The organism is Anaerobranca gottschalkii DSM 13577 (assembly GCF_900111575.1).
Classification (GTDB): domain Bacteria; phylum Bacillota; class Proteinivoracia; order Proteinivoracales; family Proteinivoracaceae; genus Anaerobranca; species Anaerobranca gottschalkii.
Window position 1 is genome coordinate 1 of the sequence record NZ_FOIF01000050.1, and the last position, 13,811, is coordinate 13,811.

Genomic DNA, 13,811 nt, shown 5'->3' on the forward strand with positions numbered 1-13,811 from the left:
GACAAATACCGATAATTACCGGAGCAGAGGAATATGCTTCCTATGGGTTAATACCTGCTGGGGCCTATCGGAATAGGGAACATTTTAAAGCTAAGGTAGAAATAGGTAAAAATGTCCCTCAAACTATAGATGATATCATCCATGATCCCCAAACTTCCGGTGGTTTGCTATTTAGTTGTGATCCCCATTTAACCGATACAATTATTGGAGAAATGGAGAAAAAAGGAATTGGGGCTAAGAAAATAGGATGGACAACTAAGGGAACTGGTAGGATTATTTTAAAATAATTTAAATATAGATGATTTTTTCGTTGCAACACCCTATGGAATAGTATATAATAGAAGTGGGAATGGATGAGTGCTGGTGTGCTCTCTGGACTTCAAATCCAGTAGTGGGTATGAATAATATCCATGGTGGGTTCGATTCCCATGCATTCCCGCCAATTTTTTTACAAGGAAGGTGAAAGATATCACATTCACTATTTATAAGAAAATTTAAAATTTTTTGAATGTGAAAGAGATATGTCCAAAAAAAATCTAATAATAACAAGGTATGTCAATGATGTCCCTAGTGATGTTGAAGATTTTGTTATCGAAGAAATCCCTTTAACTATATTTCTAAATGGTGAACAATTTATAACTTTACTGTCTACTCCCCGTTATCAAGAAGAATTAGTAGTAGGATTTCTTCTGTCAGAAGGATTGATTAAAACAAAAGAAGACATTGAAAAAATGGACTTAAATATTGAACAAAGCCATGTGTATGTGGAACTGAAAAATAAAAATCCTTTAGCTCAAAAACTCCATGGCAAAAGGACTATTACCACTGGATGTGGAAAAGGGACAATTTTTTACAATGTTTTAGATTCTATGAAAATCCAGAAATTATCTGATAAAGGGGCATACCATGTCGCTAAAATAACTGAACTAATGAATAAAGTTCAAGGAAAATCAGAATTATATAGAGAAACTGGTGGAGTACACTTTGCTTGTTTAGCAGGGGAGGAGATATTGTACTTTAGGGAAGATATAGGTAGACATAATGCAGTAGATAAAGTGTTAGGTAGAGCTTTTTTAGATGGAGTGGATATCAAAGATAAGATTTTGCTCACCAGTGGAAGGTTGTCATCAGAGATAGTATTAAAAGTATTAAAGGCGGGAATTCCTATATTGGTTTCTAGATCTGCACCAAGTTCATTGGCTGTAGAAATCGCTAAACAAAGGGGTCTTACCCTTTGTGGTTTTGTTAGAGGAAATAAACTAAATTGTTATGCAAATCCCTTTAGAATTCTGAGTTAGGATGGTGGTAAAAATGATTAAAAACATTTTAGGTTTTATTTTACTGTTTGGCACAGGGGTTCTCTTTTTAGGGCAAACCATTGCTTCATTAGAAAATCAAATGCTATTAAGTTTAACTATTTTAACAACAATAATTTTCTTGTTAGGTGTTTACTTTCATATCAAAGGTTTACAAAATTAGTATTCAGGGGTGATAAATCATGTTGAACAATAAAAATCTACAAATTGTATTAACAGCTATCTTAGCAATTATTATGACATACTATCTAAGTATTACCCTGGGTTTAGGACCTGTGGTGGCATCAGGGATAGTTGGTTTATCTGTGGCATTATTTTTACCTACGGACTTATCGATAGTTGCTTATACCGCTGCCTTTGCTGGAATGTCTAGTGCTGCTGTTCTTCAAACATATCCTATGGCAGTTTTAGCAGGAGTATTAGTAGGAATTATTTTTATCATCACCCAACCTTTATATCAAGGTTTTGGTGGTAAACTAGGAACAATAGCAGCTTGTGCAGTATTTATCACAGCGAGATTATTCAGCTTATTTTAAAGGGGTGATAACATGTTAGAAATTTTAATTGTCAGTTTAGTTGCAGGAATTTTAACCTTTTATATAAACCACTATTTAAGTAAAGGTCCGGTATTTGCATCTGCCACTGTAGCTTTAATTTCAGGGTTAGTATTACCTCAAATTTTTGAGAATGGAACTATGTTGGCGGTAGTAGCCACCTGTGCTTCCTATGCCGGAATGTCAGCTAAAACAAGGATGACTAATTTTATTGAGATGGGTTTAGCTAGCCTTTTGAGCGGCTTTATCTTCTATGTTTCCCAAAATGCCTTAGTTGGCCATGGTGGTAGATTAGGTACCATTGCAGCCATAGCGGTAATCACAGTATGGGGTGCAAAACAGTTGGTAGTTTTAGTTCAAGGATATCTAAAAAAAAGTGAAACTTTAGAGTTAAACAAACAAGTAAATTAATTTGTGTTTTTTTCAAAAAAGTAGTATAATTTTTCCAAAAGGACTAACGTTTGTTAGTCCTTAATTTATAACAGGGTGAATTAATTGTCTTTAAGGTAAAGTCTAATAGAGTTGGAGGGGATTTTTTTGGGCTATTTAACTGTAAAAACCGTTGAAGAAGTAAATGAAATCTTAGCTAGCTTTAAAGTCAATAGGGAGATTGAAAGAATAAAAATATTTGAAGGTTTGAATAGGGAGTTGGCAAGGGATATTTATGCACCAATTTCCCTTCCCCCTTTTAACCGTTCCGCTGTAGATGGTTATTGTGTAAATTGGGAAGATGTCTCCGGGGCTTCTGAATCCCTCCCTATTTTTTTAAAAGTAGTAGAAAATATAGAGATGGGGCAAAAACCAAAAAAACAATTGGGTAGAGATGAAGCTATGATGGTAGCTACAGGAAGTATGTTGCCAGAAGGGGCTAATGCAGTGGTTATGGTAGAAGAAACAGAGAGTTTAGCTGAAGACGAAGTGGCTATATATAGCAGTGTTGCCTGTTATGAAAATGTTTTGCTGGCGGGGGAAGATGTTAAACAAGGAGAATTGGTTTTACCAAAGGGAACTAAATTGACCCCTGAAAATATTAGTCTATTAGCTGCCTTAGGGATAACTGAAGTGGAAGTTTTACAAAGGATTGTAGTAGGGATCCTTTCTACCGGTGATGAATTGGTAGAATTAGGGGAAGAGATAAATTTAGGCCAAATTTACAATAGTAATGGCCCAGGCCTTATTGCTGCAGTATCTAGTTGTGGAGCTATACCAAGGTATTACGGAATAATCAAAGATGACTTTAATATATTAAAGGAAAGTTTAGAAAAAGCTGTAAGGGAATGTCAACTGGTGATTTTAACAGGGGGAACATCAATAGGGACTAAGGATTATGTGGTAAAAGCTATAGAAGGCTTGGGGAAGCCAGGGGTATTAGTCCATGGAATTGCTATAAAACCTGGAAAACCGACGATTATCGGAGCTGTTAATTCTATCCCTATTTTTGGTCTATCAGGGAATCCCTTTTCTGCCCTTTTAGGTTTTAGATTATTTGTCCAAAAACTTTTAGCTCCGACAGAGGAGGTTTTCGTAGAAGGAAAGGTCGCTAGAAACATCCCTTCAACGGGAGGAAGGCGAGATTATATTCCAGTTAATATAGTAAAAAAGGAAGATGGATTATGGTTAAATCCTATCTTTTCTAAGTCTAATTCCATCGGAGTTCTTTCTAAAATGGATGGATTATTGGTGATAGAATCAGGTTCTGAGGGGTTAGAGGAAGGGCAGATAGGTAAAGTATTGTTAAAGGAAGGGAAAAGTTATGGTTTATTTAAATAACACTCCAGTAGATGAACTGTTACAAGGTTTTTTAAAGGTGTTAGGTGATTACAGATTTAATTCCGTAGAAACTATTTCAGTAATTGATGGTTTAGATAGAACATTAGCTGAAAATATTTTTGCTAAAAGGTCTGTTCCCCATTATCACAGTTCTGCCATGGATGGTTATCAAGTGAGGGCAGAAGATACTAAAATGGCCAATGTCGATAACCCAATATTTTTATCCCAGGAAAAAATTAAATACTGTGATACAGGAGAACTTATTGAACCCCAGTTTGACAGTGTAATTAAAATTGAGGATGTACATAAAAGGGATAATGGTATTGAAATAATAGGGGGAGCTACTAAATGGCAAAATATCAGGCCTATTGGAGAAGATATAACTGCCCATGACCTGCTATTTACCGTAGGTAGAAAGTTACAACCGATGGATATTGCAGCACTGATAGCCAGTGGAACTTATCAAATTAAAGTCTTTAAAAAACCTAAAGTCGCTATAATCCCTACCGGTGATGAAATAATTCCTTGGCAAAAAGAACCGAAAGAAGGGGAAATACCGGACAGCAATTCCCAATTGTTTGCTAATATGATTAAACAGTGGGGTGGTGAACCTACAGTATATCCAGTTACTCCTGATAATTTTGACCTTTTAGAAAGGGTAGTGAAAGAAGCTTGGGAAGAAAATGATTTGATTTTAGTTAATGCCGGTTCATCGGCGGGGAGTGAAGATTACACATCTAAGGTAATTAACCATTTAGGAAAAGTGTATTATCACGGAGTAGCGATAAAACCTGGGAAACCAGCGATCTTTGGAAAAATAGGGGAAAAACCAGTTATCGGGATCCCTGGGTATCCTGTATCTGCCTATGTTGTCATGGAAGAAATAATAAAAAAACTCTATTTTTATTTAAAGGGAGAAAAACTACCTAAAAGGAAAAAGATTGAAGGTAAGCTGACAAAACCAGTTAATTCTGACCTTAAATTCCAAGAATACGTTAGGGTTAAAGTTGGGAAAATTAAGGAACAATATGTAGTAACCCCTTTAGCCAGGGGAGCTGCCCTAATGTCTACTGTTATGGATGGGGATGGTTTTTTAATTATCCCACAAAATTCTGAAGGTTATCGGGCTGGGGAAGTTGTGCAAGTAGAACTTTTTGAGGATAAGGATTTTGATGATATTTTCGTATGTATAGGAAGTCATGATTTAGCTTTAGATATTTTAGCAACCTATTTAGCTCCTCAGTTTAGTTTAAGTTCTGCCCATGTTGGAAGTTTAGGGGGGATTATGGCTGTTAAAAAAGGTGAAACCCATTTTGCAGGAATTCACCTATTAGATCCACAAACAGGAGAATATAATATCTCCTATGTAAAAAAATACTTAAAAGATACAGGTGCCATATTAGTTCATTTGGCAAAAAGAACCCAAGGATTAATGGTAGCAAAAGGGAATCCTTTAAATATTAATTCTATAAGAGATTTAAAGGGTAAAAGGATAGCTAACCGGCAAAAGGGTGCTGGAACCCGGGTGTTATTAGATTATCTCATGGAGAAAGAAAAGATAAAACCTGGGGAAATAGAAGGATATAACAGGGAGTATTTTACCCATTTAGCAGTTGCCCAAGAAGTTAAAAGTAATAGGGCTGATGCTGCTATGGGGATTTATGCTGCAGCAAAAGCAATGGATCTGGATTTTGTACCCCTTTATGAAGAAAGTTATGATTTACTAGTGACTCCAGATTTTTTTAATTCACCTAATTTTAAATTTGTATTAGAAACTTTGAGAACTAAGAGGTTTAGGAGGGAAGTTGAAGAATTAGGGGGGTATAATTTGAATAAAAGTGGAGAAATTATCTTTGTGGAAGAAGAAAAAAATTAAAAAATTTTTTTGTAACCCCTTGATTTTTTTAAAATGATTAGTTAAAATATGGATAGAAATTAGCACTCATCTAGATAGAGTGCTAACAAAAATAAAAGTAATGAGGAGGGTATTTCAAATGAACATTAGGCCATTAGGAGACAGAGTGGTTATTAAAGTATTAGAATCTGAACAAAAAACTGCCAGTGGGATTGTTATCCCAGATAAAGCTAAAGAAAGACCTCAAGAAGGAGAAGTAATTGCAGTAGGAAGTGGAAAAGTTCTAGACAATGGAACAAAAGTTGAGCTAGAAGTTAAAGTAGGAGATAGAGTAATTTTCTCTAAATATGCTGGAACTGAAGTAAAAATTGACAATGAAGAACACTTAATTTTAAGTGAAAGAGATATTCTTGCAGTAATTAACAAATAACTTTAAGGAGGTTGATAGTAATGGCAAAAGTAATTAAGTTCACTGAAGATGCCCGCCGTTCATTAGAAAGAGGAGTTAATAAATTAGCTGATACTGTAAAAGTTACATTAGGTCCAAAGGGAAGAAATGTAGTTCTTGATAAAAAATTCGGTTCTCCATTGATTACTAATGATGGTGTAACAATTGCAAAAGAAATTGAATTAGAAGATCCCTTTGAAAATATGGGTGCCCAATTAGTTAAAGAAGTAGCTACTAAGACTAATGATGTTGCTGGTGACGGTACAACCACTGCAACAGTATTAGCCCAAGCTATTATTAGAGAAGGAATTAAAAATGTAACTGCTGGTGCTAATCCGATGATCCTTAAAAAGGGTATCGAAAAAGCAGTTGAAAGTGTAGTTGCTGAAATTAAAAATATTGCTAAACCTATTGAAAATAAAGAAGCTATTGCTCAAGTTGCTGCCATTTCAGCTGCCGATGAAAAAATCGGTGAGTTAATAGCAGAAGCTATGGAGAAAGTTGGTAAAGATGGTGTTATCACCGTTGAAGAATCTAAAGGCTTTACTACTAACTTAAATGTTGTTGAAGGTATGCAATTTGACAGGGGATACATATCACCCTACATGGTAACAGATACTGAAAAAATGGAAGCTGTTTTAGATGATCCGTATATCCTTATCACTGATAAAAAGATTACAAGCATTCAAGATATTTTACCAATCCTTGAAAAAATTGTTCAACAAGGTAAACAATTATTACTAATTGCTGAAGATGTTGAAGGAGAAGCTTTAGCTACATTAGTAGTAAATAAATTAAGAGGTACTTTTACTTGTGTTGCTGTTAAAGCTCCTGGTTTTGGTGACAGAAGAAAAGCTATGTTAGAAGATATCGCTATACTAACCGGCGGCCAAGTAATTTCTGAAGAAGTTGGTTTAGATATTAAAAATGCCGATATTACTATGTTAGGTAGAGCCCGTCAAGTTAAAGTTACTAAAGAAAATACCATTATCGTTGATGGTGCCGGTAGCCAAGATGAAATCAAGAAAAGGGTTGCTCAAATCAAAGTTCAAATTGAAGAGACTACCTCTGAGTTTGACAAAGAGAAACTTCAAGAGCGCTTAGCTAAGTTAGCTGGTGGAGTAGCTGTAATCGAAGTTGGTGCTGCTACTGAAACTGAGTTAAAAGAGAAAAAATTACGGATTGAAGATGCTTTAGCTGCTACCCGTGCTGCCGTTGAAGAAGGTATCGTAGCTGGTGGTGGTACTGCCCTTGTAGATGCTCTTCATGTTTTAGATAAAATTCAATTAACTGGAGATGAAGCTACTGGTTTGCAAATTGTCAAACGTGCTTTAGAAGAACCTCTAAGACAAATAGCTGAAAATGCTGGTTTTGAAGGTTCTGTAGTAGTAGAAAGGGTGAAAAAAGAACCAGTAGGTGTTGGTTTCAATGCTTTAACTGGACAATATGAAGATATGATTGCAGCTGGTATCGTTGACCCAGCCAAAGTTACTCGCTCTGCTTTACAAAATGCAGCTAGTATTTCAGCTATGTTCTTAACAACTGAAGCAGTAGTTGCTGAAAAACCTGAAGAAAAAAGTGATAACCCAATGCCTGGCGGAATGCCAATGATGTAAAAAATAAACTGCCCGATGTAAAAGGGCAGTTTATTTTTTTATTTTTTTAAAAAAGCAGGAAATTGGATTTTTTTGTCTAATATAATATATTAGTGTAAATTAACTAATATTTGTCCTTGGGGATTTGGAGGGGTAATGATATGGACTTTTCTGCAATACAAGAATCCATAAATAAAATAGAAGGGGTTATCCTTTCTAAAGTAGTCCATGAAAAGGGAGAAATCTCGGAAATTCATGTGTTAGCTAATAATAATAAATCACCGAAACAAATTGTAAGGGATATAGAATCAGCTTTATATGTAATACATAATTATAAAATAGATAAAAACAAAATTAGTATTGCTTCTATACAAGGAGAAGAATTGCTAAATAAAGAAAAAAGGGTTAAGTTTAGTTCCGTTGAGTTAAGGAATAAACAAAATAAAGTGGAATGTACAGTTACCCTTTCCTATGATGATAAAGAATATACCGTTGAAGAAATGGATATTAATACCACTTTAAATCGAAAAAAAATTGTTTTAAAAACAACCCTAAAAGCTGTTGAAGAAATTTTAGGTTTAGATAATATTTTTGATGGACAAGAGGTGATTATTAATACTAGTATAGGGGTATCAGTAGTTACAGTAATAGTTATTACTTTAATAACAGGAAAAGAAGAAGTACTTGTTGGTTCAGCTCTAGTTAAAAATGATGAATATGAAGCTATTGCCAGAGCAGCTTTAGATGCAGTAAACAGAACAATTTTAATGACAACTAAATAGCTATAAAAAGGCCGATTTTTAAACTTTTTCACATAGCGGAGCTTTGCGACAGATGTTAGCGTAGGTCTGTTAGCCTAAGCTAAAGGAGTGACTAAAATGAAAAAATTTTTACCTGCTATTATCGCTTTATTAACTTTGGTTTTAGCTGGAGCTTCTCATGTTAGCTGGTTTTAAAGGTTTTTAATTAAAAATCGGCCTTTTTTAATCTAGAGGAGGGAAAAGTGTGAAAAATAATTATAAACTACCCTTATACTTAGCCTTTATATACAGCCTCTTTGCTTTAACTTTTGGTTATGCTTATTTTAGATATCCCTTTGATATAGATGTTATTACTTTATTGTTTTTTTGCTTTTTGGCAGCAGTAACAGAATCAATGGCTATTGTTTATAAAAAGTTGGCATTTAGCCCTGGTTTTATTATTACAACGGCATCTATAATCCTTTTTGGTACATTGCCTGCTATGGTTATTGTTTTTGCAGGAATGATTTTTAGGGTAGTAAGACATCAAAACAAGTATTACCATTTTTTAAATGTGCCTATCTATAAAAGTTTTTTTAATGGTTCAGTTGTAGGTATTTCAGTTTTTACTGCCGCTGAAGTTTATCGGTATACAAGTATATTGCCATTGGCCCCTATTGCCAACATCACCTTTGGCTTGGTGGCTGTATTTATAATTTTCGCCGTTATAAATTATTTATTGGTATCTATTTTGATGGCTATTATTTCAAATGTTAAAGTATGGTTAAATTTAAAAAACCAACTTGGATTTATATTAATAGGTATTTTTTTTACTGCCCCATTTGGAATGTTATTAGTTTACATGTACAACCACTTTGAGATCGGCGGTGTTTTGGTAATTTTTATCCCCATGTTGTTTATCCGCTATACTTATGGCCTTTATATTGATTCTAAAAGTAAGTATCACGAAATGGTAAAAGTGTTGATGAATGCTTTAGAAATGAGGGACAAGTATACTGAAGGTCATTGTAGAAATGTGGCAAAGATAGTTAAAAAAATCGCTGAAGAATTGAAATACAGTGACAACAGAATAGAAGAATTAGAACTTGCAGCATATCTACATGATATCGGTAAAATAGGAATTCCAGATAATATTTTAAATAAGCCTGACAAGTTGACAAAGGAAGAATATCAGATTATTCAACAACATCCAGTAATCGGTTATAATATCGTAAAAGACATTTATGGTATCGGTAGAATTGTCGATCTAGTAAAATATCACCATGAGAGATATGATGGAACTGGATATCCCGAAGGGAAAAAGGGTGATGAAATAGATTTAGATGTCTATATTTTACAACTAGCCGATGCATTAGATGCCATGTCTACTGATAGAATTTACCGAAGGGCATTAAATGAAGAGGAAATAAAGATTGAGTTGTTAAAAAATAGGGGGAAACAGTTTCACCCTAAACTCGTTGATATATATCTAAAAATTTTAGAAAAGGAAAAAAAGGAGAAATAGAAATGCTTTTTATTATTTTTATAATCCTTGGTATAGTAATTGGTTTGTTATTAAAGGGCGATATAAGGAAAATTGATGTAACAAAATTAAGATATCCTTACATCGCTATCGGTGCTTTTGGTATTGAAGTGATTCTTTTTACTTTAGTTAGAAAAGATATAATCCAGAGGGGTATGTTGACATATATACCTTACCTTTTTCAATATTTTTTGATCCTCTTTTTTGTTTATTTAAACAGAAAAAACTTTGGTCTTTTAACTATTGGCCTTGGAATATTTTTAAATGCTTTAGTAATATTCTTAAATGGAGGTGCTATGCCAGTCTCACCGGAAGGGTTAGTTAAAACTGGAATCGCTCCATCTATAGATGCTGCGACAGAAGGATTGATTGCAGCAGAGGGGTTGTATACTGTAATAACTTCTGAAACCCTGTTGCCTTTTTTAGGTGATGTCATTCCTTTTTGGCGATATGTTATGAGTATAGGAGATGTTTTTATTTTTATAGGTGTTATGGTATATATAATAACTGAAATGAAAAGTTAATAGATTGTAACCATGTTTTGAGCTATTATAGTAATAATTATGAATATAGCAGAAACATGGTTTGTTTTATATATGAAGATGGCAAAGGGGAGATACTGATGAAAATACATTTTTTAGGGGCAGCGGAAATGGTGACAGGTTCTAATTTTTTAATCGAAACAGGTAATTATAAAATTCTGTTAGATTGTGGAATGTTTCAAGGTAGTAAAGGACTAGAAAAGTTGAATAGGGAGGAATTCCCTTTTTCGCCAAAGGAAATAGATTATCTGTTACTTAGCCATTCCCATATCGACCACAGTGGAAGGATACCTAAATTGGTTAAAGAGGGATTTAGAGGGGAGATTATCTGTACGAAAGGGACAAAAGACCTAGCGGCATTGATGTTAGAAGATAGTGCCCATATTCAAGTGGCCGATACAAAGTGGGAAAACAAAAAAAGGGAGAGGGCAGGTCAATCTCCATTAGAACCCCTTTACACAGTAGAAGACGCTAAAAACAGTGTACGTTTTTTTACAGGAGTTTTGTATAATCAGAAGATAAATTTAAATGAAAGTATAGTAGTCAGGTTTAAAGATGCAGGCCATATTTTAGGTTCAGCAATAATTGAACTATGGATAAAGGAAGATGGTAAAACAGTTAAAATTGTTTATTCAGGGGATTTAGGGATGAAAAATAAACCATTAATCCGGGATCCAGAAATTGTAGAAGAAGCAGATTATTTAATTTTAGAATCGACTTATGGTGATAGGAATCACGAAGATATAGATACAAGAATGGAGAGATTGATCAAGATAATTAATGAAACTGTGGCTAGGGGAGGTACAGTTATTATTCCCTCCTTTGCTGTGGGGAGAACCCAAGAGTTAATCTATGAGTTAAATAAATACTATGAATATGATAAGGAAATAGAAGAATTTATGAAGGTTCCTATTTATTTAGATAGTCCTATGGCAGTATCTGCTACAGAAGTATTTAAGAGAAATGCCGATAACTTTGATGATGAGACGAAGGAGTTAATATTGAAGGGTGATAACCCTTTGGATTTTGACAATCTTTATTTTGTTCGAGATATAGAACATTCTATGGCTTTAAATAAAGATCAATCCCCTAAAGTAATTATCTCTGCCAGTGGTATGGCCACAGCAGGGAGGGTTAGGCATCACTTGAAACATAACTTGTGGAATCCTATAAATAGTGTGGTTTTTGTTGGTTATCAAGCTGAAGGGACATTAGGTAGAATAATAAAGGATGGGGCGAAAAAAGTGAAGCTATTTGGAGAAGAAGTTGCTGTTAAAGCCCAAATTCATAGTATAGAGGGTTTTTCTGGTCATGGAGATCAAAGGGAAATTCTAAATTGGTTAAAGGGTTTTAAGAAAAAACCGAAAAAAATCTTCTTAGTTCACGGTAAAGAAAAGGCAACTACCACATTAAAAAAAATAATAGAGGAGAAATATGGAATAGAAACTTTAGTGCCATATTTAGGTTGTACTTATCAAATGGATGAAGATGTTTTAATTCAAAATTCAGAGGAACAACTAGATTTAATTAAGAAAAAAGAAAAAATCACTCAAGAACTCCAAAGTGTATATAACCAGTTTGAGCATTTAGTTTGGAAGACTAATCAAATTTTAGATGAAAAAAGGCTAGAAAAAGATTATGAAAAACTCCATAACAAATTACTGGAACTTCAAAAAGAATTACTAGATTTGAACATGTTGTTGGGAAAATAAAAATTAAAGGAAGTGGCATATGTGTACTATAATCTTTGCTTATAAAGTCCATGATCAATATCCCTTTATCTTTTTAGGAAACAGGGATGAATTTAAAAATAGGCCAACAAAACCCTCGCATTTTTGGGAAGATCATCCAGAAGTTTTAGGAGGCATTGACCTTTTAAAAGGCGGAACATGGACTGGGATAACTAAGACTGGGAAAATTGCATTTATCACTAATTACCGGGATTTTCGAGTAGAACAAAAATCCACTTTATCCAGGGGAGATTTGGTTCGCCAATATTTAATTGGGACTGGGGAGCCAGAGGAGTATCTCAACCTAGTAAGTAAAAAGGGAAAAGAGTACAATCTATTTAATCTAGTGGTAGGGAATCAAAATAAATTATATTATTATTCAAATGTGACAGATAAAATAGAGGAAATACAACCGGGTATCCATGGTTTAAGTAATGCCTTGTTAAATACACCTTGGCCCAAAATAGTGAAGGCTAAAGAAGCCCTTTCTAGATTTATTAATAATGACAACGACGATAATGACGTTAATGACTTTACTATTGAGCAATTATTCGGGATATTGGATGATACAACTATCCCCCCTGATAATGAGCTACCAGACACAGGAGGTACACTGGAAATAGAAAGGATGTTATCAACTATCCACATCGATACCCCATCATATGGTACAAGGATAAAGACCATTATTTTAATTAACAAAAAAGGAGAGGTACAGTTTTATGAAAAATTTCTCCAAAAAGATCACTATTGGGAGCTGAGGGAATATAAATTTATATTTTTCAACCCTCTATTTTCTCATAAGGGCTCAGAAATATGATGGTAATTTATATGATGAAAAGGGTAAAATCCGTAAAGGGGCAGGGAAAGAATTCATTTTACCGATAACTATTACTGCAGTTGCTTTGGTATCTGTTATAGTATTATTGTATTATTCATCTCAGTCTACTAAAGTTACTTTTACAGATGAGGGGTTAAGAATACATGGTATGTATGGTGAAACAATCCCCTGGGAATCGATAGAAAAGGTAAATTTATTAGAAAATCCTCCTACTATTACCATGCGTACCAATGGTTCAGCTTTAGGTTCAAATCTGAAAGGCCATTTTAATACAGTTGAGTACGGAGCTGTTAAATTGTTTATTAATACTAGCAAGTCGCCTTATATCCATCTTCAAAGAAGTGATAAAGATATAATAATAAATTTTAATAATTCAAATGAAACAAATAGAGTTTATCAAGAAATAATAAAACATTTAACTAAAAATAAATAATTTAAAAATTTAAAATCTTACAGCACATCCTAATTCTATAAGAACTAAGGATGTGTTTTTAAGTTTAAAGGAGTTGAATTTTTTCTCAATTTGAGGGAAAATATTAAAGACTAGGTAATGTAAAAAGTTCTATGAAAAAATAGATTAAATACCACACGAACAGATTAGCATAAAGAAAAATAACGTAATCGCTCTTGACAAACAGTCTTAAAAGGCTAATTCAAAGATAACAAGGGCGAAGGGAACAAAAGAAAGGCATAACAAATAAGCCCTTGACGTTACCAATTTTAGCCTTTTAAGACTTCGGTTTGTCAAGAGTTCGCAAGCCGATTACTAGTTCCTGCCCGGGCTCTGCTAAACAAAAGCTAGGCTGTTTCTTCTGTAATCCATTGTTGGGCTAATTTAATAAGTTTTGCCCACTTTGCAGGCATAGTAGGAAGGTTACTA

14 protein-coding genes, 1 tRNA gene and 1 pseudogene are annotated in these 13,811 nt (G+C 34.0%); all 16 read left to right on the plus strand.

The window, feature by feature from the left end; genetic code table 11:
• Nucleotides 1–287: pseudogene (locus tag BMX60_RS12085) on the plus strand (selenide, water dikinase SelD); the annotation flags it as partial.
• Nucleotides 288–345: 58 nt separating this feature from the next.
• Nucleotides 346–442: transfer RNA gene (locus BMX60_RS09715), tRNA-Sec, on the plus strand.
• A 79-nt stretch (nt 443–521) separates the two neighbouring features.
• Nucleotides 522–1,298, plus strand: coding sequence for a formate dehydrogenase accessory sulfurtransferase FdhD (fdhD, locus tag BMX60_RS09720; protein ID WP_091351278.1), 777 nt, complete (start codon nt 522–524; stop codon nt 1,296–1,298).
• A gap of 13 nt (nt 1,299–1,311) precedes the next feature.
• Entirely contained in the window at nt 1,312–1,479 is a 168-nt protein-coding gene (locus BMX60_RS12090) for a hypothetical protein (protein ID WP_177159769.1), read from the plus strand.
• 19 nt (nt 1,480–1,498) lie between these two features.
• Nucleotides 1,499–1,852 (plus strand): hypothetical protein, encoded by a 354-nt coding sequence (locus BMX60_RS09725; protein ID WP_091351279.1) that lies wholly within the window; start codon nt 1,499–1,501, stop codon nt 1,850–1,852.
• A 12-nt stretch (nt 1,853–1,864) separates the two neighbouring features.
• Nucleotides 1,865–2,281: a hypothetical protein gene (locus BMX60_RS09730; RefSeq protein WP_091351280.1), complete on the plus strand. Its 417-nt coding sequence runs from the start codon at nt 1,865–1,867 to the stop codon at nt 2,279–2,281.
• Between the two features lie 126 nt (nt 2,282–2,407).
• Nucleotides 2,408–3,640, plus strand: a complete 1,233-nt coding sequence (locus BMX60_RS09735) for a molybdopterin molybdotransferase MoeA (protein WP_143055922.1) — start codon at nt 2,408–2,410, stop codon at nt 3,638–3,640.
• Nucleotides 3,624–5,516 carry a molybdopterin biosynthesis protein gene (locus tag BMX60_RS09740; RefSeq protein ID WP_091351282.1) on the plus strand — a complete coding sequence of 631 codons (1,893 nt, stop codon included), beginning with the start codon at nt 3,624–3,626 and terminating at the stop codon, nt 5,514–5,516. The genes BMX60_RS09735 and BMX60_RS09740 overlap by 17 nt, the downstream gene beginning before the upstream one ends.
• 118 nt (nt 5,517–5,634) lie before the next feature.
• A complete protein-coding gene (groES, locus tag BMX60_RS09745; protein WP_091351283.1) occupies nt 5,635–5,925 on the plus strand; it encodes a co-chaperone GroES in 291 nt (96 codons plus the stop codon).
• Nucleotides 5,926–5,945: 20 nt separating this feature from the next.
• On the plus strand, nt 5,946–7,559 hold the full coding sequence (gene groL / locus BMX60_RS09750) for a chaperonin GroEL (protein ID WP_091351284.1): 1,614 nt from the start codon (nt 5,946–5,948) through the stop codon (nt 7,557–7,559).
• Between the two features lie 140 nt (nt 7,560–7,699).
• A complete protein-coding gene (locus BMX60_RS09755; RefSeq protein ID WP_091351285.1) occupies nt 7,700–8,320 on the plus strand; it encodes a hypothetical protein in 621 nt (206 codons plus the stop codon).
• A 223-nt stretch (nt 8,321–8,543) separates the two neighbouring features.
• Entirely contained in the window at nt 8,544–9,803 is a 1,260-nt protein-coding gene (locus tag BMX60_RS09760; protein WP_091351286.1) for an HD-GYP domain-containing protein, read from the plus strand.
• A 2-nt stretch (nt 9,804–9,805) separates the two neighbouring features.
• Nucleotides 9,806–10,345 carry a DUF5317 domain-containing protein gene (locus tag BMX60_RS09765; RefSeq protein WP_091351287.1) on the plus strand — a complete coding sequence of 180 codons (540 nt, stop codon included), beginning with the start codon at nt 9,806–9,808 and terminating at the stop codon, nt 10,343–10,345.
• Between the two features lie 98 nt (nt 10,346–10,443).
• Entirely contained in the window at nt 10,444–12,075 is a 1,632-nt protein-coding gene (locus BMX60_RS09770; protein WP_091351288.1) for an MBL fold metallo-hydrolase RNA specificity domain-containing protein, read from the plus strand.
• A gap of 19 nt (nt 12,076–12,094) precedes the next feature.
• On the plus strand, nt 12,095–12,910 hold the full coding sequence (locus BMX60_RS09775; protein ID WP_091351289.1) for an NRDE family protein: 816 nt from the start codon (nt 12,095–12,097) through the stop codon (nt 12,908–12,910).
• A gap of 85 nt (nt 12,911–12,995) precedes the next feature.
• Nucleotides 12,996–13,364 (plus strand): hypothetical protein, encoded by a 369-nt coding sequence (locus BMX60_RS09780; RefSeq protein ID WP_177159770.1) that lies wholly within the window; start codon nt 12,996–12,998, stop codon nt 13,362–13,364.
• Nucleotides 13,365–13,811: the final 447 nt, after the last annotated feature.

Bases quoted from the DNA above. Each gene is read 5' to 3' on its own strand.
- BMX60_RS09765 (WP_091351287.1), top strand. From the start codon at position 9,806: ATGCTTTTTATTATTTTTATAATCCTTGGTATAGTAATTGGTTTGTTA.
- BMX60_RS09730 (WP_091351280.1), top strand. From the start codon at position 1,865: ATGTTAGAAATTTTAATTGTCAGTTTAGTTGCAGGAATTTTAACCTTT.
- groL (WP_091351284.1), top strand. From the start codon at position 5,946: ATGGCAAAAGTAATTAAGTTCACTGAAGATGCCCGCCGTTCATTAGAA.
- BMX60_RS12090 (WP_177159769.1), top strand. From the start codon at position 1,312: ATGATTAAAAACATTTTAGGTTTTATTTTACTGTTTGGCACAGGGGTT.
- fdhD (WP_091351278.1), top strand. From the start codon at position 522: ATGTCCAAAAAAAATCTAATAATAACAAGGTATGTCAATGATGTCCCT.
- groES (WP_091351283.1), top strand. From the start codon at position 5,635: ATGAACATTAGGCCATTAGGAGACAGAGTGGTTATTAAAGTATTAGAA.
- BMX60_RS09740 (WP_091351282.1), top strand. From the start codon at position 3,624: ATGGTTTATTTAAATAACACTCCAGTAGATGAACTGTTACAAGGTTTT.
- BMX60_RS09770 (WP_091351288.1), top strand. From the start codon at position 10,444: ATGAAAATACATTTTTTAGGGGCAGCGGAAATGGTGACAGGTTCTAAT.
- BMX60_RS09775 (WP_091351289.1), top strand. From the start codon at position 12,095: ATGTGTACTATAATCTTTGCTTATAAAGTCCATGATCAATATCCCTTT.
- BMX60_RS09755 (WP_091351285.1), top strand. From the start codon at position 7,700: ATGGACTTTTCTGCAATACAAGAATCCATAAATAAAATAGAAGGGGTT.
- BMX60_RS09725 (WP_091351279.1), top strand. From the start codon at position 1,499: ATGTTGAACAATAAAAATCTACAAATTGTATTAACAGCTATCTTAGCA.